Raw genomic sequence first — 25,488 nt, forward strand, 5'->3', positions numbered from 1 at the left:
GACCGAGGGCTTCTACACCAGCCTCGCAGAGCCAGCGACAGAGCGGCTCGGCGACGCAGTGGTCCAGGCCAAGCGGCATTACGCAGAAAGCCCAGAGGGCGCGAAAAGTCACTACACCCTCGACATCTACAACCTGCTCGGCGATCCGGCTCTTATCATGTCAAAACGGTAGCGAATAGGAAGCAGCAAAATTGAAAAAATGAAAATCAAAGACAACAGCGTTACCAAGCCATTAGAAGCTGAACAAAAAGGCGGTTCTAAAAAATTGCCCTACAAAAGACCGCAGCTTGGGTCTGTTAGTCTGTTTGCTGATCAGGTGCTAGGGAACTGTAGGATCGGACCACCATGTACTACACTACTCCCAATTAGATCTTGATCAATTCACATTCATCTATCTGTCCCCAACAAGGGGATAACAATAATTTATTGCCATTTATTGAGAAGGACAGCTTGTTTTTTTCGCTGGCTGGATTAATACTCTCTGTCGTTTCAGAAAATAATCCTATTTTTAATAGAAGTTTACCGGATGCTGATAAAAAATTTATCGCATCTCACGATGAGATGGGGCATGTAGATATTAATATTGCGCCTTGTCGAGAAGAACATCTTTGTCGAGACTTTACCAGAAAAATTTTTACTCAGCAACGCATGGCCTTCTGTCGTACAGAAGATGGTTATGTTCAACTGTTTTTCTCGACAGAAGATACTCTTGCGCCATCTTGTGGAATTTCCGTAGATTTTAATTTTTCCAAATTTAATTATTATATTCACGACGATGCAAAAGAAGAATTTGATCCATGCAAACTAGCATCCAATATCTTCCTGCTTCAGCACAGTTTTATCAATCATCAAGGATTAATTATTCACGCTGCTGGAGGTTCAATTTATGGTAAAGGAATAGCCTTTGCCGCCCCATCGCAAACCGGCAAATCTACTCTCAGTCGCCTATTCCTTTTATCCCCACAGAATCGTCTTTTTAGTGAAGATCGTTTGATTATTCGCTCAGTCAATACAACATGGCAGGTTTGGGGAACGCCGTGGCTGGGAAGCGGTACCATTGCCTGCAATGAACATGCCCCTCTTTCTGCCTTAGTTTTTCTTAGCCAAGCCAACGAGACCAAAGTTACCCGCCTTTCTCCATCTGTAGGTCTCCGTCGCTTGCTGCAAGTGGTGTCTATTCCCTGGTATAGTCCAGAATGGACTCATAAAGGGCTAGCTGTCTGCGAATCGTTAATTCAGACTATCCCTATGTTTGAACTGGCTTTTCGACCTGACCAGACAGCAGTGCAGGCTGTCGAACGGCTTGCCTCTGCACTCTGTTGAGATAATCCTCATCTCGCCGGAATATCGATTAGATATCCTGTATAATCAACAAGAAGGGTTTACAGTAAGTAGCAAGTAGGTTGAAGTGAAAAATGAACCATTTTTTCCCGATCTTCCTCCTCCTATTCGGCGGCATCTTTCGCAACTTGCAGAAGATATGTTCAAATAAGCAAGGGAAGAGTACGGCTCGTTTGCCAAGGAGTTTGGCTCGGCAACAAAGGAGTTGTACTCGGCAGCAGAGGAGTTCGGCTTGGCCGAACTTCTTTCCTGGTTAGCCACAAAGGAGTTTGGCCGACTAAAACTCCTTTCCTACTCGGCAGAACTCCTTTGCGGCTTAGCCAAACTCCTTTGTAACTAAGCCGGACTCCTCTGCTGCCGAGTAAAACTCCTCTCCAAGTCGGCCAACCTCCTTTCTTGCCAAGCTAAACTCCTTTGCCAGCGAGCAAGAAAGGAATATTAACTCAAAGTTACGTGAAAAACACCACAACAGAAGAAACCGGTTCGTTCTCCGCTTCAGCTTGATTGTTGGCTTACTAAATAAACACTTGCCTCTCTTCCGCGAAATACCTTATAATTTAAGGAGAAAATAGTTTTCAAAAATGCTTTCTGCATGTCAGCAGAACCAAGATAAGCTCAAGGAAAACGATCATGACAACGAAACATACCGTAGCGTGTTTTCTCCTTTTCTTCTTTTCTATAAGTTTCTTTCCAGTAACAGCTCAATCAGCGACCGGCTTCACCGGGCGGGTAGTTGAGGCATCAAGTCCTACTACAGGTATTGCCAACCTTTGGGTGGATGTTTTTGACTGTACTTCGCCTAATCCGAGCTATACCAATGGCTGGATAGCTGGTGATTCTACAGATAGCAATGGTAATTATACAATTAATGTGCCAACCCCAGGCAGTTACAAAATAGCTTCTTTGCATCTGGCTAATACAGGTTATCTTGATAATTGGTATGACAAAGACATACCTCTTGGAACTGCCGATTGTGTACCTGTAAGTAATGAGCAGATTGTTCAGTTACAAGATATAGCTCTCACTCCAGCTGAGAACGGCAGTATCTCTGGCGTAGTGACAAGTGCTGTTGATAATAGCAACATTGCAAATGTTATTGTCTATGCGTATGACAGTACTGGCGTTGCAGGAGTAGCGACAACTGTAAGTGATGGCACCTATAAGATTACAGGTCTACTACCAGGAAATTATACCGTCTATTTTGGCGCATTTTATACACCATACACGAGTGAATGGTATGATGACAAATTAGCTCAGAATGAAGCCAATCCTGTGCCTGTTGTAGCTCTTGCTGATACGCCCACTAATGCGCAACTTGCCCTTGGTGGCACTATTTCCGGCAAGGTTACGTATAAAGAAACAGGGGCAGCCATTGCAGGCGCATGGGTTGATGTATGTGATGACAGCACCATTACTGTTTGTAACAGCAGTAGTCCAACTTGGCGCGGCTTTGCGATAACTGATGCGGATGGTGTGTACACTGTCCAAGGCTTACCTTCCCCAGGAACTTATAAAGTTCATTTTCATGAAAAGAATACTAGCTATTCTGGTGTTGGGATCAGTGAGTTTTACAACGACAAGCGCAACATAAGCTCTGCTGATTCAGTTTCGGTGAACAGCACAAATATTGATGCTGCTCTACAAGATAATCCAAACCTAACGCAGGTTTACGAAGTTCTCCTTCGCAAGAAAACGTGTCATTACGTCGCAATAAACGGCAAGACAGTTAGTGTTTGTCAGTAAACTCTTCTACCTGCTTCCTCAGATATGCTGACAGGAGTTCTCTCCTGTCAGTATCTTTTTTTTCTAACACACTATGATTGATTTCGACATTGCCGTCATTGGCGCGGGCCATGCAGGCTGTGAGGCCGCACTTGCCGCCGCCCGCATGGGCTGTACAACCTTAGTCTGCGTGATCAACGCCGATACCATCGGGGCCATGTCCTGTAATCCGGCCATTGGCGGGCTGGCCAAGGGCCATTTAGTCCGCGAGATCGACGCGCTGGGCGGCGAGATGGCGAAGAACATCGATGCCACTGGTATCCAGTTCCGGCGGCTGAACACCAGCAAGGGGCCAGCGGTGCGTTCATCCAGAGCACAGGCAGATCGACGGCTCTATCAGCAGCGCATGAAGACTGTGCTGGAACGTCAGCAGAATCTGGTCATCCGCCAGGCGGTGATTGATGAAATCCTCACCGAGCAGGGCCGAGTCACGGGCATTCGCACCTCGTTAGACGAGATTATTCCAGTGCGGGCGGTGGTGGTGGCTACGGGTACGTTTCTCAATGGGCTGATTCATATCGGTCTGAAGAACTTCCCAGCTGGACGCATGGGCGATAGCCCTTCTACCAAGCTGGCCCAATGGTATCGCCACCAGGGCTTCAACGTCGGTAGGATGAAAACCGGCACGGTGCCGCGCCTCGACAGCAAAACCATCGACTACTCCGGCTTAGAGCCACAATACAGCGACGACCCACCTGTGCTGTTCTCCTTTGCCAACCACCGCAGGCAGCAGACCCCAGCCTTACCGCAACTGCCCTGCCACATCACTTACACCAATGAGCGCACACACGCTATCATCCGCAGCTTCATTAACCAGTCGCCGCTCTATGCTGGCATCATTGAAGGGGTGGGTGCCCGGTATTGCCCTTCGATTGAAGACAAGGTGATGCGCTTCCCAGAAAAAGGACGACACCAGATCTTCCTCGAACCAGAAGGCGTGGAGACCTCTGAGGTCTATCCCAACGGCATACCGACCAGTTTGCCCATCGAGGCCCAGGTTGCTCTGGTGCGGTCCATATCAGGCCTTGAGCAGGCGCGAATCATTCGGCCCGGCTACGCCATCGAGTATGATTATGTTGACCCGCTGGAGCTGAAGCCCTCACTGGAAACCAAGCGTGTCAGTGGCCTCTTCCATGCTGGGCAGATCAACGGCACCTCAGGCTATGAGGAGGCCGCAGCCCAGGGGCTGATGGCGGGCATTAATGCGGTGCATCTCGTACGTAGTCAGGAGCCGCTGATCCTCGACCGCTCTCAGGCCTATATTGGCGTACTGATCGACGATCTGGTCACACTTGGCACCAAAGAGCCGTACCGTCTCTTTACTTCCAGGGCCGAATACCGCTTGCTCTTGCGTGAAGATAACGCTGATTTGCGCCTCCGCGACATAGGCTTTGCGATTGGCCTTGCTCCCTCAGAGGAAAAGCCAGAGTTTCTTGCCCGCAAACAGGCCATTGCGGATGGGCTGGCCCAGTTAGAGCAGCTTCGCCTCAAGCCATCCGCCGCAGTGAACGACTGCCTGAGCGCAGTACACAGCACCCCGCTCAATCAGACCATGACCTTGGCCGAGCTGTTGCGGCGGCCTGAAATCAGCATGGTTACTCTGCACCAGCTTGTGCACGCCAGCGGTACCGAACTGCCTTTTAGTGAAGATGATTGCAGTGTGCTCGAGGAAATCGAGCTACAAGTTAAATACTCCGGCTACATTAAGCGTCAGCAAGAGCAGGTTGACCGCTTCCGCAAGCTGGAGCGCACCCGCTTACCCGATGACCTCCAGTACAAGGGCTTGTCCGGCTTATCCAATGAGGTAGTGGAGAAGTTAAACCGGATCAGGCCACTGTCCCTAGGGCAAGCGTCGAGGATTTCCGGCATAACCCCAGCAGCGATCTCAGTATTGCAAGTCCATCTGAAAAAGATGGGTCGGCTTTGAACTAGCAGCGCACGCAAGCCTTTGGTCACAGCCTGCTGAGGCCATCCGCCGCACCCTAGTGTAACCATCCGTCTCATAGTAATGGAATGCATCGTCCCATAGTAATGGGGCAGAGTGTTCCATACTAATGGAACAGAGCGTTGCATACTAATGGGACTCTCCGCCGCACTAGGGTGCGGCAATGTATCGCAGCACATCCGGGCAACATATTGAACCAACCTGAATGCAGCACGCACCAATGACTGAACCTTCTTCTCACCGCCTGACCTGGCTGGTTCTTGCGCTTGGCCTTGCGCTGCGGCTGCTGATCAGCGGCCAGTTCCTGCTCACGCCAGACGAGGCCAATTACTGGCAGTGGAGCCGCTATCTCGACATCGGGTATTATGACCACCCGCCGATGATTGCCTGGACGATCTGGCTAGCAACTCAGCTCTTTGGCCAGACCGAGTTTGCTGTCCGCCTGCCAACCGTGCTGGGCATCAGCGTCGCCTCGGTCTATCTCTGCCTGCTCGCCTCCCGTTGGTTCTCCTGGCGCACTGCTTTACAAGTAGCCTTGGTCAGCCAGTCGCTCCTCCTCCTCAACGGTTCTGCCCTGATCGCCACACCAGACGGTCTGCTCTTGCCCTGTTGGGCTGCGGCCTGCTATTACGCTAGCCTTGCCCTGGAGCACGACCGGTTACGTGACTGGCTGCGCACTGGGCTGTGCTTCGGCCTTGGATTGTTATCCAAATACACGATGCTGCTCTTTCTGCCCTCGCTCTTCTGCTGCCTGATCTTCAGCAAGACACAGCGGGGCAAGCTGCTGACCTGGCAGCCTTGGCTGGGCCTGCTCGCTGGGCTATCGCTCTTCACCCCAGTCATCATCTGGAATGCCCAGCATAACTGGGTGACGTTCCGGCATACCCTGTTTCAAGGTGGGGCCAATACCACCAGCGCGTTCTTCACCCTGGCCTATCTGCCTGAGTTCTTCGGCAGCCAGGCAGGGTTGCTTTCACCCCTGATCTTCCTCTTGCTGCTGGCTCGTTGGCTGACTGCTTGGCAGCAAGTGCAGCACCCTGAAGAACGGATTAGATTCCTGCTCTGGCTATCTCTACCAGGCTTCCTTGTCTTCTGCCTGCTGGCCCTGCATGTACGGATCTATGGCAACTGGCCTGCGCCTGCTTATCTGACTGCCCTGATTCTAATTGCCGCCTTGGATAGCCTAGCCAACAGCGCAGGCTCGCGCCTCTGGTACTGCGCTGTTGGTCTTGCTATGCTGATCTCCGCTGGAGTCATGCTCCAGCTCTGGTCGCCGGTACTACCGGTGCCTGTGCAATGGGATCGAACCGCGCAGGAGACTAAGGGTTGGGACGAGCTTGCTCAGACGGTTGACCAGGCTCTCCGCACCATGCAGCGGCCTGAGCAGACCTTTGTCTTTGGCCTGCGCTACCAGGTTGCCAGCGAGCTGGCGTTCTATATGCAAGGCCAGCCACGCACCGTGTCGGTCAACCGCTGGTCGCGGCCTAATGTCTATGACTTCTGGTTTGATGACCAGATGCTGCTTGGTATGGACGCGGTTGGTGTGCATGAATACAAGGGGATGGATGCCATCCTACGGCAGGTCTTCAAGCGGGTAGCACCGGAACAAAAGATAGTCCTGTACCGTCACTCCCCCTGGTTTGGCAGAGAGGCGGTACGCACGTTATATCTGGTTCGCTGCTGGGGCTTCAAAGGTGGTCTGCGTTGGCTACCTAAGGAGGTGGGAGATATTAGGGCGGTGGAGGCTAGACCGTGATATCTGCTGCTGCTTCGCTGCGCTGGTCTCTGCCAACCAAGGGCCGCGTCCCGCCCGCGATCATAAATATGCCGTAGGTACTGCGCCAGTTGGGAAGACTGCGGACAACCTTGCCCTGGGTCTCGTGGTGATGGCTACTGATTGCCACCTTCTTAAGGATGGTACCATGAATCTTACGGACAAAGATGCGGAAGTCTTTCAGCGTAATGATGCGGATGTTAGGCGTGTTGTACCACTCATAGGGAAACTGCTCGTTGCGGGGAGCTGCGCCAGTGAGAAGCAGTTGCAGCCGCACTCGCCAGTGACTGAAGTTAGGGAAGCTGACGATCACTCGGCTACCTACTGAGAGCAGCACGGTCAACAGCTTTTCTGGGGCATAGACCTGTTGGAGGGTCTGACTAAGCACGATGTAATCAAAGTGGTTCTCTGGGTAGTCAGCCACCTCCTCGATTAAGTCACCGTGCAGTACTGACAAGCCACGGGCAATACAGAAGGCAGCATTATCCTCATCCAGCTCAATGCCTACGCCGCGCACCTGCTTCTGGTGTTGCAGGTAGAAGAGCAGATCCCCCCTGCCACAGCCTAAGTCGAGTACGCGGCTGCCTGGACTGATCCAAGAGGAGATCACCTGCAGATCAAAGCGCATCTCAGCGATCTCACTCATAGCTGTACCCTCTTGAGAAAGCCTGCAATCAACCCGGTCAGGCGGCTGTTGGGGATAAGAAAGCCGTCGTGACCACTGTCTGCCTTAATCTCACAGAAGCTCACGTCGATACTGTTCTTCTTTAGGAGACGTACCAGCTCTTTGGCTTGGTAGGTAGGATACAGCCAGTCAGAAGAGAAGGAAGTCACCAAGAAGCGAATACCTGCCATGTTGGTCAGCGTGTCGCTCTCTACGGTGGTGAAGTCAAAGTAGTCAGCCGCCTTGGTGATATAGAGCAGGGAGTTGGCATCAAAGCGGCGAACAAACTTCTCGCCCTGATGGTGCAGGTAGCTCTCCACTTGGAAGTTGGCGTTGAAGTCAAAGGCAAGATCGCAGCCATCTTGCAGCCGCCTACCGAACTTACGGCGCATAGCTTCGTCTGAGAGATAGGTAACGTGACCGATCATCCTTGCTACAGCCAAGCCCAGCTCCGGACCTTCCCCACCGTAGTAGCTACCCTGCTGCCACTTGGGATCAGCCATGATAGCCTGGCGAGCAATCTCATTAAAGGCAATGGACAAGGCTGAATGGCGCATGGTAGTGGCGAGCAGCACGGCTGAGGCTACCATCTCTGGGTAGCTGGCGCACCACTGGAGAGCCTGCATTCCGCCCATAGAGCCACCAATCACTGCCACTAACCTGCTAATGCCAAGGTGATCGAGCAGCATCTTCTGTGCCCGCACCATATCCTTAACTGTGACCACCGGGAAGTCCATGCCATAAGGCAAGCCAGTAGCTGGGTTAAGGGATGATGGTCCAGTGCTGCCCATGCAACCGCCAAGGACGTTTATGCAGAGGATGAAGTATTTGCGGGTGTCGATGCCCTTGCCTGGCCCGACCATGAACTCCCACCAGCCAGGTTCCCTGGCCTTACTGTCTCCGTCCTCATGACTGGCGACATGGGAGTCACCGGAAAAGGCGTGCAGCACGAGCACCACATTATCCTGCTGGGGACTCAGCGTGCCATAGGTCTCGTAAGCCAAAGTAATCGGGCCAAGCTCTGCACCACACTCCACTGGCATCAGGTTGGGTGGTTCAGCAAAGGTAAAATACTGCCTAGCACTGCTCATTGCTGCTGCCTTGGCCTTTCCTGTTTACTTCTGAATTCACGCATGATACATACAAGCAGACATGGTAGGTCTCTGTGCCTGCCTTGGGCATGATCGGGGCAAGCTGGCCCCTCTGGTATCTTTTAGGAGAGAACATGAAGATTAGAACGTTTCACCGTACCTGTGCCATCATCTTTTCACCCCTGTTCCTGTTTGCAGCCAGCAGTGGCGGCCTGCTCCTGTTCAGGAAGGCTGGACTCTACGAAAAGGAGATCAAGGACTTAGTTATCAGCCTGCACACCTGGGAGATACTTGCTCCTTATGTTGGCATGGTCTTAGCTGTTGGCCTCCTCACAGTGACCCTCACCGGCATCATCCTCTTCTTCAACAAGAGAGCATAAGGACAAGCGCAGCCTCAGTGTCCTGCCTCCAGGGCTGCAATCCTGTCTGCCAGCGGCGGGTGACTGCTGAAGATCGCCTTCATCGAGTTCCCAGAGATGCCGCTGGCTGCCATCTCTTTGGGCAATTCACCTGCCTGCATTCCCCCCAAGGCGCGTAAGGCTTCAACCATAGGTCGTCTGTCCCCCATCAGCTCGGCGGCACCTGCATCTGCCTTATACTCACGCTGACGCGAGAAGTACAGGACAACGATGCTGGCGAGCACGCCAAAGAGCAGCTCAAAGACTATGCTGATCAGCATATAGGTTAGGCCTGGGCCGCTGGACTCCTCCTCGTCGCTGCGCAGGAAGTTATCTACCGCATAGGCAGCAGCACGCGAAAGGAAGATCACAAAGGTATTAACCACGCCCTGCACTAAGGTCAGCGTGACCATATCCCCATTGGCAACGTGGGCCATCTCATGGGCCAGGACAGCTTCTACCTGCCGCCGGTTCATGCTCTGAAGGAGGCCGGTAGAGACCGCCACCAAGGAGTTTGACTTGCTCGGCCCAGTGGCAAAGGCATTGGCCGCACCTTCATAGATGGCTACCTCAGGCATGGGCAAACCTGCCTTGTTGGCCAGTCGGGCTACAGTCTCGATCAACCAGGCTTCTTCTTGATTACTAGGCTGCTCGATGACCTTGGCACCAGTGCTCCACTTAGCCATCATCTTGGACATCAGCAAGGAGATAAAGGAGCCACCAAAGCCGATCAACGCGGCAAAAGCCAGCAGCATCCCCATGTTAAGGCCGTTAGCAGTCAAATACCTGTCAATCCCCAAGATACGGGCACTGACGGACAGCACCAACATGACTGCGATATTGGTGAGTAAGAACAGGATAATTCGTTTCATTGCGCTTCTCCGTGTAGGTTAGAGCTGTTTGCATTGCCTTAACTATGCGATCTTCTGCCAGGTCTGTCAAGGGCAAAGGCAGAGGTAAACTTCCTCCTTGCCTGGCCTGTGAGCTGATGCTGCTCAGGAAAAAACATCGAGGGTGCTCGTACCAAAGGCACCAGGGTGCTCGTACCAAAGGCACCAGGGTGCTCGTACCAAAGGCACCAGAGTGCTCGTACCAAAGGCACTAGAGTGCTCGTACCAAAGGCACTAGAGTGCTCGTACCAAAGGCACTAGAGTGCTCGTACCAACGCATCGAGAATGCTTTTTATAAAAGCATTCTCGATGCTCTTCCTGGAAAAACAGGAAGACTGGTACTTCAGCTACAGCTGGAGCATCATAAAATGATTCCCTTACCCTGCGCCAGGTTATCCATCTTGTAGGGGCGAACCCCTGTGTTCGCCCTGAAATAAGGAGGGCAGGCACAGGGGCCTGCCCCTACGACGCAAAGGTTGAAGGAAAAGCAGGAAGGCGGGTACGTCAGCTAGATGTGACTTTTGCCCGCCCGCCTTTTGTCGCGTTCATCCCTCAGCAGCTTCTCCATCACCGCGTCATGGAAGTACGGCCTAAACGGGCGTATCTTGCCATTGTCCCGACTAGGATGTACCCGGTTGGTCAACAACACGACAACCACCTCCTTGACTCTATCTATCCAGAAAGAGGTGCCTGTATAACCCAAATGACCGATGCTCAGTATAGAGAAGTATCGACCACTACTTGAGGCACCTGCGGTCGGTGTATCAAAGCCAAGGCACCAGGTCTGTTGATGCAGCTGGCGTTGTAAGCCGTTGGGAAGAAAGGCCGCCCAACTACAGCCTGCACTCGGACTATGCCAGCCATCTAAGATGGCTCCACAGAGGCGGAGTACGCCCGTGATCGTGCCAAACAAGCCCGCATGACCAGCCACGCCACCCAGCAACCAGCAATGCTCATCATGGACTTCGCCGCGCAGCATTCTGCCGCGCCAGCTACAGTCCTCAGTGGCAGCACAGCGCGCGCGATCCTCTGGTCGAAGGTGATAGACCAGCTCGTTCGCTAATCCCAGCGGCCCAGCAATGTGGGTGCGGAAATTGGTGGCAAGATCGTTGCCGGTTAGCTCTTCCAGTAAATGGCCCAGGATGATATAGCCAAAGTCACTATACAAGCAACGGCTTTGCGGCGGATACGCCAACGGGTCAGCGAGAATCCGTTGCAAGAGCTGGCCTTTGTTGTCCTGACAGGGTACCGGTGCAAGTTCCTTAAACCACGGGTGATAGGCTGCCAAGCCAGAAGAATGGGACAAGAGACGACGCAGGCTGATCTGCTGTTTATCGGGTGGAAGCGTGCCTGGCCAGAGTTTGGCCAGGGTGTCGTCAGGATGGAGGTGGCCTTCGGCAAAGAAGTGATAGCAGAGCAGAGCTGTGGCCAGGGCCTTACTAAGAGAAGCAAGATCGAACAGGGTTGCTTCGGTTACAGCAGACTGATCGCGTTGATCTTGCCAGCCTGCCACGGCCAGCCAGGTCCGGCGGGCCGTACCCGTGCCGCACGCTATTGCTGCTGCTGCTCCGGGAAAGACCTGTTCGCTGATGCCCTGCTCGATCAGTTGCTTGAGGAGCTTTTCCATGCTGCGTTGTTGAAAACCTGTTGATAACTTGTTCACAACCTGTTGATAACTTGTTCCGGGCAATGCGCCCACCCTAGTGTTCAACAAGTTATCAACACCGTATTCAAGAACAGATAACCTACGAAACAAGGCAGTTGCGTCAGTTATCAACAAACTGACAGAACCAATAGTAACAAGGTCTATGTATATATAAAAAAATAATTGTAACCGGCAGTCTGACAGGCCGCTACCTTAATCCGAAGAAGGTGGGAAAGAGGTGGACAGGAGCAGAGGCAGTGTCTTGCGAGGAAAGGAGCATCGGCGATAGAGCCGCCCTTGCTATAGAAGCAGCAGGGTGGGAGGTATTAGAATACCTTGGCCCCTCCTATTCTAATTCCTTACCCAAAGGGATTAGAATCCCTCTGAGTAAGGAATGGGTATTCAGCTGGGACAGCGTTTCTACAAGTGGATGGCTGGTGGCCCTTGTACGATCAGCTCGGCAATGGTCTTTTTGATCTTAGGATAAAGCTGGCCGCTGCCACCCAGAAACTCTGCTTCCAGGGCAGCGAGTTGGCTAAAGAGATGGGTGCGGTCCATGAAAGGGGCCTCGTCCGGCTTCGAGTATTTCTCCTTCACGATCTTCTGACAGCGAAAGCAACCAGGAAAGCGAAGTACCTGCTTGTCCTGTGGGCGAGTTAGGGCCACAGGAATACCGTGCATTCGGCAGATGAGCAGCCGGTGCTCGTAGATGCAGCACCGACCTTCCTCATTGAGCGGGCACATAATCCGAGGGGTCTGGCCAGCAGCGAGCTGCTCCTCGCTCTGTTGAAGATAGTCTTCAGCGCGGGCGGTAATCCGAGCCAGGCTCGCTTCGTCGAGCTGGTTGAGTCCCTGCCAGAGCCAGGCCCATTCACTATAGGTATGATGAAAGAACCAGGAATCGCAACAGTTGTCAGGGCAGTCTTGGCAGGTGAGGGAGATTTGCCCAGCAATGCAGTTGTACTCCTCTTTGAGTTTCTGGTAGATTGCAGCCAGCTTCGCAGCCAGCTCAGGTGGTAAAGTCAGCAGCACGCGCATACTCCGTTCTCCTCTTCTGTGGAAGGTACTCTGGATAGGTCGGTAGAGCTATTCTGATGGCTCTGCCCTTGCAAGATGATTACTTCTCAGGAGGTAAACTGCCTTTCAGTGAGAAAGGTATTCTTTCTTCACCAGTTTCCCCAAGGCGGACCATGCCGGTCATCTCATAGGCCAGCGGCTTGACTTCCTTCTTGCCCCCTGCTTGTACATGATCCTGGAGCAGTTCGATCACAGGGCCTACGAGTTCAAACATGCCCGCATAGACCAGCACAGGTACAGTAGCGGTGCCAGAGGCAGGTACGGTGACGTGCTCATCACTGATACCCGTAGCAAAGGATTTGTCATTGACTTTCAGGGTGCAGGTCAAGCCCCGTACCTCCAGTGGCTCATCATCAGGATTAAAGACCCGCAGCTGTAGGCGGAAGATGGTTTCCAAGCCCTTAATGCCTTGCAGTTCCATGTTGGCTAGGGAGACTGTTGGCATGGCAGTCTTTTTCTTCCAGAACAGGGAACTGCAGCCGGTGAGCAACTGGAGTAGAGAGAGGGCAAGGAGCAGAATAACGGTGGAACGGCAGCGTGTTTTCATATAGGGCGGCGGTGAGGTTGTTCTCGAAAGGGCAAGCAGAGAAGAGCATCTGGCAAACCCTGAATGCGCTTCATAAAAGAGTAAATGTATTTTAAGTGCTTGTCAACTGCTTGTCCTGCTTGACGGATAGGCTTTTTCTGGGTAAATAGCAGGGAACGGGAGGGATGCCGGAGCGGCTGAACGGGACGGTCTCGAAAACCGTTGCGGGGGCAACCCCGCCCAGGGTTCGAATCCCTGTCCCTCCGCCAGTTCTTCCTTTCTCATACTCTGCTCCTTGGACAGGCAGAACATTGCCGCCCCTTGTTACCCAACTCACATTTGCGAGGTCTGTCATGGAAGAAACAAGTTGGATTGCTGAACTGTTTGCCAATCTCTTTGTGCGGGGGCTGCTGGTTGGTTTGCTGGTTGCTCTGGCTTTCTGGATCCGGTCAATGGTCAAGGTGCGGGTACTGCATAAGGACCTGCGCAAGCTGCGGGAACATCTCCAGACTAAATTTGAGATTGAATCCGCAGAGAATGAGCGGCGCAAGGAGGAAATGAACTTGCTTCGCCAAGAACGCGATAACCTCCGCAACATGATTCAGGTGTTGAACCAAAAGCCGAATAAGCAGGAACTCCGCCAAGCCCAGGTCTATCAAAAGGCCGCAGAGATAATGTTTGAGAAGTCGCCTGGCTTTGCCCCGGTTTGGCAGATCACGCTCCGTGAAGCTGAAGAAGAGATGCGCAATGCCGAGAAGGGCATCATCCCCTTCTTTAAGCGGATCACCTCCAGCACTCCGGTTGCCACGCACTCTTCCGAGCAGAAGACGCAGCCGCATGGCAAGCATCGTCTTGAGCTAGACGACCCGGCCAATCTCTAAGGAGCAAGCAACATCTTGTCTGAACAACTGGTGGCGATGCTGCCCGGTAGTGGATTGATTTTGGTGCGGCCTAAGTATCCAGAGAACATTGGCGCAGCAGCTCGCATTGCCTGTAACTTTGGTATTGAACACCTGACCGTGGTCGCTGACGAGCCGCCTGATCAGGAGCGAATGCTGAAGATGGCTACCCACAAGGCCGCCCATCTGATTGAGCAGCTTCAGCTTGTCCCGGACAGCCGGACAGCGGCTGCGCCCTATCATTTTCTGGTCGCGACTACAGCTCGCCAAGGCAAATACCGAACCGTAGAAGACAAGCCACCGCGTGAAGTGATGAGCCAGCTCGTGCCACTGCTTACCGCAGGCAATCGAGTGGCCTTGATGTTTGGCCCAGAAAGCAGTGGCCTGGCCAACGAAGACCTTGACCTCTGTCAGTTCACTTCGACTATCCCTACCGCCGATTTTTCCTCACTCAACTTGGCTCAGGCTGTGGCTATCTGCTGCTATGAGCTGTTTATGGCCGCAGGAAACCCTGGCCAAACGACGAGCAGCAGTGGTTACGCTAATTCCCATGAGTTAGAGGGCATGTACGAGCATATCGAGCAAGCTCTAACCAGGATCAGCTTTATCCGTGACACCAACCGCAGCTACTGGATGCGCAACATCCGCCAGTTTCTCAGCCGCACCCGGATTAAGAAGAAGGAAGCCAGCTTGATCAGGGGGGTATGCCGGAAATTTCTTTGGCACAGTGGCGGCCAAGGCTGGGTAGCACCTGAGAAGGCTACCGCAGACTCTAACTCCCCATGATCACCCTGGCTCGCTTCTTGACCCCCTTTCTTATGCCGCTGCCTTTGGGCCTGCTATTCCTCCTGCTCGGCCTAATCTTTGTCCTGCTCAAGCTGCGGAGACTGGCCATTATCGCCTTGCTGGCTAGCCTTGGCATCTTTTGCCTCTTTGGCTACGGCCTGCCTGCCCGCAGCAGGCTGTACGCGCTCGAACGACAGTATCCACCTTTGCATGTCGAGAAAATCTCTGAACAACAGCGGCAGCAGATCAAGTTTGTAGTGGTCTTGGGTAGCTCACACATCAGTGATCCAGGGGTACCAGAAACCGGCCAGCTGGGTACAGCCTCGCTCTACCGCCTCTTTGAGGGGATCCGCCTGCATCGCGAGCTGCCAGAGTCTTGGCTGGTGGTCAGCGGCGGGGTAAATCAGGAAGATTCCCTGGCCAATGCGGTAGTAGTGGGCCGAACAGCCCGTCAGCTCGGCGTTGACGGCGGCAGACTGGTGATTGAAGACCGGCCCCGCGATACCGTCGAAGAGGCGCGCTTCCTCAAACCCTTGCTCAAGGATGCGCCGTTTGTCCTGGTCACTTCAGCAGCGCACATGCGCCGGGCCATGCAGGTCTTTCAAGATGCAGGCCTGAAGCCACTCGCCGCACCCACTGATTTTATTTTAAAAGACCAGCAGCGGCTCTCTTCCAGTAACCTGTTGCCCTCGTGCTTTAATCTGCAATTATCCCAGCAAGTCATGTATGAATGGCTAGGCAGCCTGTGGAGCTGTGTGCGCGGCTAATCTTCGCTCTTGAGACTGCTTTCTTACTCGTTTATAAAGGAGTTATAGTCGGCCAAACTCCTTTGGTACTCGGCAAAATTCCTCTTCTGCCGAGTACAACTCCTTTCCAGGTCGGCAAGACTCCTTTGCGGCTTGATAGGAAAGGAGTTTGGCCAAGCCGAACTCCTTTGTTGCCGACTCCAACTTCTTTCTTACCGAGTAACACTCCTTTGCAAGTCGGCAGAACTCCTCTCTGGCCGACTATAACTCCTTGCTGACCGAGCCAAACTCCTTGGCCAACGAGCCGTACTCCTCTTAGGCCGAGGGCTTTTTAAAATACTGCGCCGCCAAATCCACTTCTTCCTTGGAGCCGATGATCAGCGGCACCCGCTGATGCAGGTCCAGCGGCTGAAGATCAAGGATATTGCGGCCCTCATCGTCAATCGCTCGGCCACCTGCCTGTTCAACCAACAAGGCCAGCGGTGCAGCCTCGTAAAGCAGGCGCAGCTTGCCTTTGCCACTCTTTCGGTCTCTGGGATAAACAAAGACCCCGCCTTTGATTAGGTTGCGGTGGAAGTCCGCCACCAGCGAGCCGATGTAGCGCAGGCTGTAGGAGCGTTCGCCGCGCTCATCCAGCTCTTTCAGCTGCTCGATATAGGCGCGGGTATTGTCGTGCCAGTAGCGGGAATAGGCTTCATTGATGCTGTAATACTTGGCCTTCGGCGGGATCTTGATGTCAGGATGCGAGAGGAAGAACTCGCCCACGCTGGGATCAAGGGTGAAGCCTTGCACACCCTCGCCGACCGTATAAACCAGCATGGTGCTGGAGCCGTAGATAATGTAGCCTGCTGCCACCTGCTCGCGGCCTGTCTGGAGGAGGTCAGCAACCTGTCCCTGCACGCCCTCGCTCTTGCGGCGGTGAATGGAAAAGATGGTACCAATGCTGACATTCACGTCAATGTTGGACGAACCATCCAGCGGATCAAAGGCCACCGTGTATTTGCCCGCGTAGCCGTCCAGCACGGGAATTGCGCCTTCATCCTCTTCCGAAGCCATGATGCAGACATAGCCGCACTGCTCCATCCGCCGCTTAATGGTCAGATTAGCAAAGTCGTCTAACTTCTGCACCTGCTCGCCTTGGACGTTAATCTGGCCTGACTGCCCCAGGATACCGGCCAGACCCGCCATGTTAACCTCTGCACTGATGATCTTGGCCGCCACAATCAGGTCGTTGAGCAGGCCGGTCAGCTCGCCCGTGGCTTCTGGGTGGCTGTGCTGGCTGTCCATGATCTGGCGACTGACGGTAATGCCCTTCCGTTTTGGCATTGCGCTCTCCTTGCGGTATGTTCAGAGTGATTTGAGATTCAAGGCTGCTTGGTGGCGATAGGCTGCCAGGCACGCACCAGATTGAGCAGGGTGCGCACGCCAATCCCGGACGGTCCTTTGGGCACGTAGCTTTTCTCGGTGAAGCTCCAGGCCGTGCCTGCGATGTCGAGATGCGCCCAAGGCGTGTCGCCGACAAACTCCTGCAAATAGGCTGCCGCAGTGATCGTGCCTGCCTCCTTACCACCGCTGTTCTTGATGTCTGCAACCGTTGATTTGATCTGCTTGGAGTATTCTGGCCCCAGTGGTAGCCTCCAAACCGGCTCGCCAGCGCGTTCAGCAGCAGCAGTAAGCTGGCTAGCCAGCTCCTCATGGGTGGCAAGCAGGCCGCTGCGATGATGGCCCAGGCCGATGATCACCGCACCAGTCAAGGTGGCGAGATCAACCACAGCCGTAGGCTTATAAGTGGCGATGCCATAGGCCAGGGCATCCGCGAGAATCAGTCGCCCTTCCGCGTCCGTGTTGACAATCTCCGAGGTAAGGCCGCCAAAGTGGGTGATGATGTCGCCAGGCTTCAGGGCAGTAGCGGACGGCAGGTTCTCAGCAGCAGGAATCAAGGCCACCACGTTGATGCCTTTCAGCTTCTCCTCAGCAATGGCCTGGAGAGCGCAGATGACAGCGGCCCCGCCGCACATGTCGTACTTCATCTCCTCCATGTGGAGCGGTGACTTCAGGCTAATGCCACCAGAATCAAAGGTCAGGCCCTTGCCAACCAGCATCAGGGTGGGAGCTTTCTTTTCTTCACTGCCTTGATAGCGGAGAACCACCAGTTTCGGCTGTTGGGCCGAGCCTTGACTCACTCCGAGCAGGCCACCCATGCCGAGCTTGCGCATCTCTGGCTTATTGATGACCGTGCATTCGAGGCCATGCTCTTTGGCCAGCTTCTCACCGAACTCGGCAAAGCGTTTAGGTGTCCAGACATTGCCCGGCTCGTTGGCCATATCCCTGGCCGCGCAGACCGCCTTGGCTGCCCGCTCGCCCCGGTGCAGTCCCTGCTTGACTGCATCCTGATCAAGGTCAGCAGCATGAAGAGCCATTGCCTCGATCTTGGTGACTGGCTCGTCGTCCTTCTTCTTACTTTTATGACGGTCAAAGCGGTAGCTGCCGAGCAGCAGGCCCTCGCTGATACACTCTGCCACGTCCGCATCAGAGAGGCCGGTGTTTTCCGGCAAAACCGCCAGCAGGCTCTTCACCTTCAGGCTTGCGGCCTGCTGCGCCGCTGTCCCCGCTGCCAAGCGAAGCTGTTCACGCAGGGCATCCGCCTGCTCGCTGATCTTACCCAGCCCAACTGCCAGTACCCGGCCAGCTGCCAAGTTATGTTTGATATCTTTGCTGGCAGCAGAGGGATAGAAGAGGAAGGTCTCGCCCTTCTTGCCAGAGAAGTCGCCACTCTTCCAGGCGTATTTGATGTTCCGCCGGAGTACCTTGCAGGGACAGAGCACTGCGTTGCCCCCAGTCTCTTTCAGGAAATACACCAGCAAATCACCGTCAAACTGCTCCAGCTCTGCCTTGTTTAGCTCTATCTTCATCGGTTGTGTCCTCCTTTGGATGGTTCTGGCTGCCTGCTTCTGGTCGGCAGCCATTATACCCTGCTCGCGCACTGGCTTAAACAGTTCATTGCGGATGAACCTGCTTTTAGCCGCTCAAGCCTGCTGCTGCTCCTCCCTGCCAAAGTGCTGATACGCAGCAGCTGTGGCCATTCTCCCTCTCGGAGTGCGCATCAGGAAGCCAGACTGGATCAGGAAGGGTTCATAGACATCTTCGAGGGTGTTCTTCTCCTCGCAGACCGCTGTGGCCAGGGTCTCCAGGCCAATCGGGCCACCCTGGAAGCGGTCAATCAGGGTAAGAAGGATGCGGCGATCCATTTCGTCTAGACCATGGCGGTCAACCGCCAGCATGTTCAAGGCCTTGTCCGCCACCTCTGCGTTGATTACCACGTTGCCTGCTACCTCAGCGCAGTCCCGCACCCGGCGCAGCAGACGGTTGGCAATACGCGGCGTTCCCCGCGAGCGACGACCTATCTCCAGCGCACCGTCTTCGCTGATGCCAATACCCAAGAGCCGTGCTGTGCGCGTGACTATCGTCACCAGCTCTTCAGGTGCGTAGAACTCCAAGCGCAGCAGCACACCAAAGCGGTCGCGCAGAGGCGGGGTGAGCAGGCCGGTGCGGGTGGTTGCGCCCACGAGCGTGAAGGGCGGCAGGTCAATCTTCACCGAGCGGGCACCTGGCCCCTGACCAATGACCAGATCGAGCTGGTAGTCCTCCATGGCTGGATAGAGAATCTCCTCAATAGTATGGTTGAGGCGGTGGATCTCGTCAATGAAGAGCACGTCGCCAGCTTGCAGGCTGGTAAGGATGGCGGCCAGATCACCTGCCCGCTCAATCACTGGGCCAGAGGTGGTCTTGATGCCTGCGCCCATCTCGTTGGCGATGATGTAGGCCAAGGTCGTCTTGCCCAGGCCAGGGAAGCCATGAAAGAGGACATGATCCAGGGCCTCGTTGCGCCGCCGGGCTGCCTCGATGAAGACCCGCAGGCTGCTCTTCACCTGCTCCTGGCCAATGTATTCAGCGAGCCGCTGCGGTCGCAAACTGACTTCTGGGGCTACCTCATCTGCCAGTTTGCGACCTTCAACGATCCGCTTGCCAGTCAGCTCTTCCTCGTGCTTCATGCGTTCCTATGGTGTTTGGTGAAAGAGGGGTGCGTTGTTTGCCTGCCTGCTCGTGCTGCGCACAACTACATCTCCCCAGGATACGGGCAGGATGGACATGGGCCAGGATTATCGGCCACAAATCGCATCACGCTGGCCTTGCCGCCGTTGGCTTCATTCATATAGGCGATGTATGGCGTGCCGCTGCTGTCTAGGGCAAAGCTGTTATACCAGGCCGTAACTGCGGAGAGGCTTTTGCCCACCTGCTCCCAGCTTGTACCATTGAAGCGTATCACGCTGGCCTTGCCACCGTTGCCCCAGTCCATATAGGCGAAATAGGGCGTACCATTGCTATCTAGGACAAGACTGCTCTCCTGGGCACCGCCTACTATGGAGAAGCCCTTCTTTCCCACATTCTTCCAGGCAGTACCGTTGAAGCGCATTACGCTGAACTTGCCACCATACATAGAGTAGACAACATAAGGTCTGTCGCTGCTATCTAGGGCAAGGGTGGTATACCAGGCGGGGAGTGCCTTCTTTCCTACATACTCCCAAGCAGTGCCGTTGAACCGCATCACGCTGGCCTTGCCGCGATTGGCCTTGGCAGTATAGGCAATGTATGGTGTGTCGCTGCTATCTAAGGCAAGGCTGATACCACAGTACCAGTACTCGCATATAGAGAAGGCCTTTTTTCCCACTTGCTCCCAGGTTGTGCCATTGAATCGCATTACGCTAGCCTTGCCTTTGCCGTCCCATCGATCACTATAAGCAACATAGGGCCTGCCACTGCGATCTAAGGCAAGGCTAAGATGCCAGGCCTCACCAGCTGAGAAGTCCGCCTCTCCGACCTGCTCCCAAGCAGTGCCGTTGAACCGCATCACATTAGCCCTACCGTTCGTATAAGCAATATAGGGCCTGCCGCTGCTGTCTATGGCAAGGCTGGTATACCAGGCCCAGGGTGCCGAGAAGCATGGTGCACCCACTTGCTCCCAGTTTGTCCCGTTGAACCGCATCACGCTGGCCTGGGCCATGCAGCCGTCTCCCCAGTCCGTATAGGCGACATAGGGTGTACCGCTACTATCCAAGGCAAGGCTGATATCCAAGGCCTCACCAGCTGAGAAGTCCGCCTCTCCCACCTGCTCCCAGTCAGCCTGCGCCGTGCCTACAGCCACCAGCAGCGCAATCAAGAAAAGTACATGCTTCATCAGTGCTCTCATTCTGTCCTCCATGCAAGAATGATACGATGTGCCTGGGTAGCAGGCGGAGACGTATTGCAACGTAACTTTGCCACCATCCTTCTGAGAAAACAAGCGGTTTTGTGGACAAGCCAACCGTGCCATCCTATTTCCTTGCATCAGTCGATCCGCCAAGAGATCATCGGCGGTCTTCTCTTTCGATCATCGGCGTAGATCCCTGGGATGTACGCCGATGATCCTTGGGATGTACGAGCGATAGTCCCAGAGATCATCGCTCGATAGTCTGAGGGACCTACGCTCGATGATCTTTAGGATGTACGGCGATCTTCTCCCCCGATCATCGCCGATGATCTCTGAGAACTACGAGCGACGCTGGATAGCCGGTGCTGGCGCGAGAAGTTAATGACAAAACTGCGCTGTTCTTCTATACTGTGCCCTCATATTCCCTGTACTGCTCCTGATGTTCGCCGCAGTGCGCTGCTCTTCAGCTGTTCGGGGCCATCTGGAGCAGCTGTGGCAAGCGCGAGCCGGGCCGTGTTCTGGTAGGCTGGTGAGTGACCTCTGAGGATTGTTGAACATGTTTGAAATTCTGCTCATTGGCATTAGCGGAGGCCGCTTAGAGCCAAAGCAGCGGCAGCGCATCAAGCACTGCGGCGCAGTGGTGGCTGCCCAGCGGCATCACCAGCTGCTGTCTGGGTTGGACATCCATCGGATTGCCATTAGTCCGGTGGAAGGCATGATTTTCGAGCTGGCCGTGGCCTTGCAGAGCGGCGATGTGGCCGTGCTGGCTTCTGGCGACCCGCTCTTCTTTGGTATTGCCCGCACCCTGATTGAGCGCTTTGGCGCCGAGCGAGTCCAGGTCTTCCCAGCCCTGTCCGCAGTCCAGCTGGCTTGCGCCCGCTTCAAACTGCCCTGGGATGATCTGCCCTTGATCAGCTTACATGGCCGTGCACCTGAGGTGCTGGCTGGCAAGATTCTTGCGCAGCCCAGGGTGATGATTTTCACTGACCAGCACCATAGCCCGAACCGGCTGGCTGCTGATCTGCTGGCCCTGCTGCAAGCGCATGGCGATACTGAGCGCATGGCGCGACTGCGCGTCCGGGTGGCTGAGAACCTGGGTTGGCCAGAGGAGCGGCTCTGGGCAGGCAGCTTGGCAGAAGCTACCCAGCATCAGTTTGCCCCGCTCAACATGATGCTGCTGGAGCAGGAGGCTGTAGAGGAAGAAGAACCAACCGAGCCAGCCTGTGTCTTTGGTCTCCAGGAAGAGGAGATTAAGCATTCGCGGGGCCTGATCACCAAGGACGAGGTGCGTGCGGTGATCCTACACCGTTTGCGCTTGCCACCGCACGGGGTCTTCTGGGATATCGGCGGCGGCTCTGGCTCGATCTCGGTGGAGGCTGCCCGGCTTTGCCCGGAGCTGGCTATCTATGTGATCGAGCAGAAGGAGGAGGGCCAGCACAACATTCGGGCGAACATCGTCCGCTACGGCCTCTATAATATCACCTTAGTCTGCGGCTCTGCCCCAGAGGTCTGTGCGCGCCTGCCTAATCCCGACCGGATCTTTATTGGCGGCAGCCGGGGCCTGCTGGCTGAGATCATTGCGCCGTGTGCCCATCGTCTCAGCCAGGGCGGCAGGCTGGTGGTCAGTGCTGTGCTCCAGAACACAGCCGAGCAGGCTCCCCGCTTGATGGCATCCAACGGCTTAGAGACCGATGCCCGCACCATCTCGGTCACGCGGGAGCAGAAAGAGTACGGCGACGACGGGCAGCCCTCTGGCCTGCGGTTGAATCCAATCACCATCATTACTGGGAAGAAGTGACAGCGACAGCCGCAAAGCTGAGACTGCTTAACCGCATCTCCCTGGCCGTGCTGCTCTTCTGGAGCGGTACCTTGAGCTGTCTGCTCTGGTGGGCAATTGCTAATGAGGAAGATCATGCCCTGCACTATGCGCGGCTAGAGGCTCGGGCCAACTTCAATAAGGACATGTCCCTGCGGAACTGGATCTCCAAGCGCGGTGGCATCTATGTCCCGGTGTCAAAGGACACGCCGCCTAACCCGTACCTGGCGCATATGTCAGAACGGGACATACAGACTGCTTCAGGGAAACAGCTCACCTTGATGAACGCTACCTACATGCTGCGGCAGACCATGAACGAGTTCTCGGCACTCTACGGGATTAGAGGCCGCATCACCAGTCTGACCCCTCTCAACCCGGACAATGCTCCTGATGGGTGGGAGACCGCCGTCCTCAAGCAGTTTGCAGGTGGAGTGCAGCAAGAGGTCTCTGAGGTGGCTGAGATCGGTGGCAAGCCGTATCTCCGCTACATGCAGGTCGTTTATGCGGAAGACAGCTGCCTGAGTTGCCACTTCCAGCAGCAGGTCTGGAAGAAAGGCAATGTACGGGGTGGTATCGGCATTTCCGTTCCCTTGGAGCCATACCTGAGCCTGGAACGGCACACCAGCAGGCTGCTAATGTGTTCCTATGGCCTGCTGTGGTTGCTCGGCGCGAGCGGTGTCTTGGTTGTCAACCGCTTTGCCCGCCGCCAGACGCTTCGGCAGGATAACACAGAGGCAGAACTGGAGCGGCTGAACGCGGTGCTCTCACGCCAGGCACGGCATGATGAGCTGACGCAAGTGTATAACCGCAGAGCCTTCAATCAGCGACTCTGCGAGGAATGGCAGCAGTGGCAGCGGAAGAGCACCGTCTTTTCCGTGCTGCTTGCGGATATTGATTTCTTCAAACGCTATAATGACACCTACGGACATCTGATGGGCGATAGCTGCCTGCGAGCTGTTGCCGAGGCACTCCAGAAGATAGCCACCCGGCCTGGTGACTTGATCGCCCGTTTCGGTGGCGAGGAGTTTGTTATGCTGCTACCCGGCACTGATCTCAGCCCGGCAATGGCTGTTGCAGAGCGGGCAAGGCAGGCTGTGGAGCAGCTTGCTATTCCCCACAGTTCATCCGATTGCGCCAAGGTCGTAACGCTGTCTATCGGTGCAGCTGCCTCTGTTCAAGCTGCGGCCAAATGCAGTTGCCATGATCTGATTGACCTTGCTGATAAGGCGTTGTATGAGGCAAAGAATAACGGGCGGAACCGAATTGAGAGTTTGCCATCACTGCGCCATGATTGACGCGATGTGCAGGAGCAATGAATGAGAATGACCGCAGCACAGATGGGCCGTCTCTATATAGTCGGCATCGGGCCAGGAGATCCTGAACTGATGACCTGCAAGGCCGTGCGAATCTTAGAGCAGGCCAGGGTCTGGGCTGTACCTAAGGCCAAGGAGGAAGGCATGAGCAGTGCCTTACAGATTGCGCGGGCTATGGTTGCTACTGATGGGAAGACTGTACTGGAACTCTGCTTCCCTATGAAGAAGATCCGCCTAGGCCAGCAGCCTGCTCCTGACGTGGCGCAGGGCTGGCAAGAGGCAGCGCAGGCCGTGCTTGCGCACCTGGAGCAAGGCCAGGATGTGGCCTTCCCAACCCTGGGTGATCCGGCTATTTACTCCACTGCCTTCTACCTGCTGCATACCCTGCGCGAACTCCAGCCCAGCCTGCCAGTGACCGTCGTGCCAGGCATTACGGCCATGTCTGCCTGTGCAGCCCAGGTGATCAGTCCATTGGGCCTGGGCGATGATGTGGTTACGGTGGTGCCTGCTGCCTTTGATGATGAGCGACTGCGCGATATCCTCCTTACCGCTGATGCTGTGGTCTTGATGAAGATGTTCCGGCAACTGCCCCGGCTCATCAGCCTGCTGGACGAGCTGGGCTTGACAGACAAGGCGGTGCTGGTGGAACGCTGCGGCCTGGATGATCAGCACATCTATACCGATATCCGGCTAGCACTCGGGCGTGAGCTGCATTACTTCTCTACTCTGATCGTGCGGAAGAAGCAGATCAGTCACTAAGCCATGAAGCATCCTCTTATCTTTCTTGGGGCTGGGCCAGGTGATCCAGAGTTGATCACCCTCAAGGGTCGCCGTCTCTTAGACGAGGCAGATCTCATCGTCTATGCTGGCAGCTTGGTTAATCCTGCCTTGCTGCAAGGCGTGCAAGCAGAGATCCATGATTCTGCCGCCATGACCTTAGACGAGGTACTTACTGTGCTGATCACTGCTTGGCAAGCTGGGAAGAAGGTGGTGCGTCTGCACACTGGTGATCCCTCGCTGTACGGGGCCATCCGCGAGCAGATCCAGCGGCTTGCCCAAGAGGGCATTCCCTGCGAGGTGGTGCCTGGGGTCAGCTCGGCCTTTGCTGCGGCTGCGGCCCTGCAAGTGGAACTAACAGTGCCTGAGCTGACGCAGACCGTCATCTTTACCCGCATCGGTGGCAGAACGCCAGTGCCTGAACAGGAGTCGCTGCGCAACTTGGCGGCTATCAGGGCCTCACTCTGTATCTTCCTATCTGTGTCAATGATTGAGCAGGTGGTTGCCGAGTTGCTCAGTGGTGGCTACCCAGAAGATACCGCTGCTGCGGTGGTGGAAAAGGCCTCCTGGCCAGAGCAGCGCATAGTCCGAGGCAAGCTGGCTGAGATTGCCCAGCAGGTCAGAGAGGCAGATATCCGTAAGACTGCCATGATTCTAGTTGGCGCAGCCCTAGCAGACACACCAGCTGCTGCCTCTAAGCTCTACGATGCGGGCTTCAGTCATGGATGCAGAGAGGCCTGTGTCCGCTGACATAATACCAAGGAGACAAC

Annotated in this window: 26 protein-coding genes and 1 tRNA gene; 15 read left to right on the forward strand and 12 right to left on the reverse strand. The window is 54.9% G+C overall.

From position 1 onward, the window contains the following. The 3 genes from ACNKIB_RS08585 to ACNKIB_RS08595 form a co-directional block, all read left to right on the forward strand. Positions 1-172: C25 family cysteine peptidase (locus ACNKIB_RS08585; protein WP_417910185.1), on the forward strand; the 172-nt coding region annotated here is incomplete at its 5' end. Between the two features lie 200 nt (positions 173-372). Beyond that, entirely contained in the window at positions 373-1,323 is a 951-nt protein-coding gene (locus ACNKIB_RS08590; RefSeq protein ID WP_417910130.1) for a hypothetical protein, read from the forward strand. A 223-nt stretch (positions 1,324-1,546) separates the two neighbouring features. Continuing rightward, positions 1,547-1,681: a hypothetical protein gene (locus ACNKIB_RS08595; RefSeq protein WP_417910131.1), complete on the forward strand. Its 135-nt coding sequence runs from the start codon at positions 1,547-1,549 to the stop codon at positions 1,679-1,681. Here ACNKIB_RS08595 and ACNKIB_RS08600 read toward each other — a convergent pair. Beyond that, entirely contained in the window at positions 1,658-1,810 is a 153-nt protein-coding gene (locus ACNKIB_RS08600) for a hypothetical protein (protein WP_417910132.1), read from the reverse strand. The genes ACNKIB_RS08595 and ACNKIB_RS08600 overlap by 24 nt on opposite strands. A gap of 161 nt (positions 1,811-1,971) precedes the next feature. On the opposite strand from ACNKIB_RS08600, the gene ACNKIB_RS08605 reads away from it, so the two are divergent. From ACNKIB_RS08605 to ACNKIB_RS08615, 3 genes are all read left to right on the forward strand, one after another. After that, positions 1,972-3,084 carry a carboxypeptidase regulatory-like domain-containing protein gene (locus tag ACNKIB_RS08605; protein ID WP_417910133.1) on the forward strand — a complete coding sequence of 371 codons (1,113 nt, stop codon included), beginning with the start codon at positions 1,972-1,974 and terminating at the stop codon, positions 3,082-3,084. A gap of 73 nt (positions 3,085-3,157) precedes the next feature. Continuing rightward, complete coding sequence (gene mnmG / locus ACNKIB_RS08610; protein ID WP_417910134.1) at positions 3,158-5,050, forward strand: tRNA uridine-5-carboxymethylaminomethyl(34) synthesis enzyme MnmG; 1,893 nt, start codon at positions 3,158-3,160, stop codon at positions 5,048-5,050. Positions 5,051-5,288: 238 nt separating this feature from the next. Beyond that, entirely contained in the window at positions 5,289-6,824 is a 1,536-nt protein-coding gene (locus ACNKIB_RS08615; protein ID WP_417910135.1) for a glycosyltransferase family 39 protein, read from the forward strand. Here ACNKIB_RS08615 and metW read toward each other — a convergent pair. Both metW and metX read right to left on the reverse strand, forming a co-directional pair. Continuing rightward, positions 6,814-7,488 carry a methionine biosynthesis protein MetW gene (gene metW / locus ACNKIB_RS08620; protein WP_417910136.1) on the reverse strand — a complete coding sequence of 225 codons (675 nt, stop codon included), beginning with the start codon at positions 7,486-7,488 and terminating at the stop codon, positions 6,814-6,816. The two genes, ACNKIB_RS08615 and metW, sit on opposite strands and share 11 nt — an antisense overlap. After that, complete coding sequence (gene metX, locus ACNKIB_RS08625) at positions 7,485-8,597, reverse strand: homoserine O-acetyltransferase MetX (protein WP_417910137.1); 1,113 nt, start codon at positions 8,595-8,597, stop codon at positions 7,485-7,487. The genes metW and metX overlap by 4 nt, the downstream gene beginning before the upstream one ends. A 134-nt stretch (positions 8,598-8,731) precedes the next feature. Between metX and ACNKIB_RS08630 the strand changes: the two genes are divergently transcribed. Continuing rightward, on the forward strand, positions 8,732-8,977 hold the full coding sequence (locus tag ACNKIB_RS08630) for a hypothetical protein (RefSeq protein WP_417910138.1): 246 nt from the start codon (positions 8,732-8,734) through the stop codon (positions 8,975-8,977). 14 nt (positions 8,978-8,991) lie between these two features. Here ACNKIB_RS08630 and htpX read toward each other — a convergent pair whose 3' ends face one another. From htpX to ACNKIB_RS08650, 4 genes are all read right to left on the reverse strand, one after another. Continuing rightward, a complete protein-coding gene (gene htpX / locus ACNKIB_RS08635; RefSeq protein WP_417910139.1) occupies positions 8,992-9,867 on the reverse strand; it encodes a protease HtpX in 876 nt (291 codons plus the stop codon). A gap of 526 nt (positions 9,868-10,393) precedes the next feature. After that, the gene (locus ACNKIB_RS08640; protein WP_417910140.1) at positions 10,394-11,512 is read right to left on the reverse strand and encodes a serine hydrolase domain-containing protein; all 1,119 of its coding nucleotides are present in this window, start codon (positions 11,510-11,512) and stop codon (positions 10,394-10,396) included. Positions 11,513-11,950: 438 nt separating this feature from the next. Continuing rightward, positions 11,951-12,568, reverse strand: coding sequence for a hypothetical protein (locus ACNKIB_RS08645; protein ID WP_417910141.1), 618 nt, complete (start codon positions 12,566-12,568; stop codon positions 11,951-11,953). Between the two features lie 79 nt (positions 12,569-12,647). After that, positions 12,648-13,052 carry an LEA type 2 family protein gene (locus ACNKIB_RS08650; RefSeq protein WP_417910142.1) on the reverse strand — a complete coding sequence of 135 codons (405 nt, stop codon included), beginning with the start codon at positions 13,050-13,052 and terminating at the stop codon, positions 12,648-12,650. A 260-nt stretch (positions 13,053-13,312) separates the two neighbouring features. On the opposite strand from ACNKIB_RS08650, the gene ACNKIB_RS08655 reads away from it, so the two are divergent. The 4 genes from ACNKIB_RS08655 (at position 13,313) to ACNKIB_RS08670 (ending at position 15,585) form a co-directional block, all read left to right on the forward strand. Beyond that, positions 13,313-13,402, forward strand: a tRNA-Ser gene (locus ACNKIB_RS08655). 84 nt (positions 13,403-13,486) lie between these two features. Further along, entirely contained in the window at positions 13,487-14,014 is a 528-nt protein-coding gene (locus tag ACNKIB_RS08660) for a hypothetical protein (RefSeq protein WP_417910143.1), read from the forward strand. Positions 14,015-14,029: 15 nt separating this feature from the next. After that, complete coding sequence (locus ACNKIB_RS08665) at positions 14,030-14,818, forward strand: RNA methyltransferase (RefSeq protein ID WP_417910144.1); 789 nt, start codon at positions 14,030-14,032, stop codon at positions 14,816-14,818. Beyond that, positions 14,815-15,585 carry a YdcF family protein gene (locus tag ACNKIB_RS08670; RefSeq protein ID WP_417910145.1) on the forward strand — a complete coding sequence of 257 codons (771 nt, stop codon included), beginning with the start codon at positions 14,815-14,817 and terminating at the stop codon, positions 15,583-15,585. The genes ACNKIB_RS08665 and ACNKIB_RS08670 overlap by 4 nt, the downstream gene beginning before the upstream one ends. Positions 15,586-15,627: 42 nt before the next feature. On the opposite strand, the gene ACNKIB_RS08675 is transcribed toward ACNKIB_RS08670, so the two are convergent. The 5 genes from ACNKIB_RS08675 to ACNKIB_RS08695 all read right to left on the reverse strand — a co-directional run bounded on the left by ACNKIB_RS08675 (position 15,628) and on the right by ACNKIB_RS08695 (position 20,800). After that, positions 15,628-15,768: a hypothetical protein gene (locus ACNKIB_RS08675; protein WP_417910146.1), complete on the reverse strand. Its 141-nt coding sequence runs from the start codon at positions 15,766-15,768 to the stop codon at positions 15,628-15,630. Between the two features lie 111 nt (positions 15,769-15,879). Then, entirely contained in the window at positions 15,880-16,890 is a 1,011-nt protein-coding gene (gene fbp, locus ACNKIB_RS08680) for a class 1 fructose-bisphosphatase (RefSeq protein WP_417910147.1), read from the reverse strand. A 38-nt stretch (positions 16,891-16,928) separates the two neighbouring features. Continuing rightward, positions 16,929-18,530 carry a leucyl aminopeptidase gene (locus ACNKIB_RS08685; protein ID WP_417910148.1) on the reverse strand — a complete coding sequence of 534 codons (1,602 nt, stop codon included), beginning with the start codon at positions 18,528-18,530 and terminating at the stop codon, positions 16,929-16,931. A 60-nt stretch (positions 18,531-18,590) separates the two neighbouring features. Continuing rightward, entirely contained in the window at positions 18,591-19,616 is a 1,026-nt protein-coding gene (gene ruvB / locus ACNKIB_RS08690; protein WP_417910149.1) for a Holliday junction branch migration DNA helicase RuvB, read from the reverse strand. 65 nt (positions 19,617-19,681) lie between these two features. Continuing rightward, entirely contained in the window at positions 19,682-20,800 is a 1,119-nt protein-coding gene (locus tag ACNKIB_RS08695) for a hypothetical protein (RefSeq protein ID WP_417910150.1), read from the reverse strand. 568 nt (positions 20,801-21,368) lie between these two features. On the opposite strand from ACNKIB_RS08695, the gene cbiE reads away from it, so the two are divergent. Genes cbiE through cobM form a run of 4 tightly spaced genes read left to right on the forward strand, consistent with a single transcriptional unit; the run spans position 21,369 to position 25,468 of the window. Next, on the forward strand, positions 21,369-22,610 hold the full coding sequence (gene cbiE, locus ACNKIB_RS08700) for a precorrin-6y C5,15-methyltransferase (decarboxylating) subunit CbiE (protein ID WP_417910151.1): 1,242 nt from the start codon (positions 21,369-21,371) through the stop codon (positions 22,608-22,610). Continuing rightward, positions 22,607-23,923 (forward strand): diguanylate cyclase, encoded by a 1,317-nt coding sequence (locus ACNKIB_RS08705; protein ID WP_417910152.1) that lies wholly within the window; start codon positions 22,607-22,609, stop codon positions 23,921-23,923. Before cbiE ends, ACNKIB_RS08705 begins: the two co-directional genes overlap by 4 nt. Positions 23,924-23,944: 21 nt before the next feature. Further along, positions 23,945-24,700: a precorrin-2 C(20)-methyltransferase gene (gene cobI / locus ACNKIB_RS08710; protein WP_417910153.1), complete on the forward strand. Its 756-nt coding sequence runs from the start codon at positions 23,945-23,947 to the stop codon at positions 24,698-24,700. Positions 24,701-24,703: 3 nt separating this feature from the next. Then, positions 24,704-25,468, forward strand: a complete 765-nt coding sequence (gene cobM, locus ACNKIB_RS08715) for a precorrin-4 C(11)-methyltransferase (protein ID WP_417910154.1) — start codon at positions 24,704-24,706, stop codon at positions 25,466-25,468. The last annotated feature ends 20 nt before the right edge of the window (positions 25,469-25,488 follow it).

Origin of the sequence: Candidatus Electronema sp. PJ, assembly GCF_048287395.1 — a bacterium.
GTDB lineage: Bacteria > Desulfobacterota > Desulfobulbia > Desulfobulbales > Desulfobulbaceae > Electronema.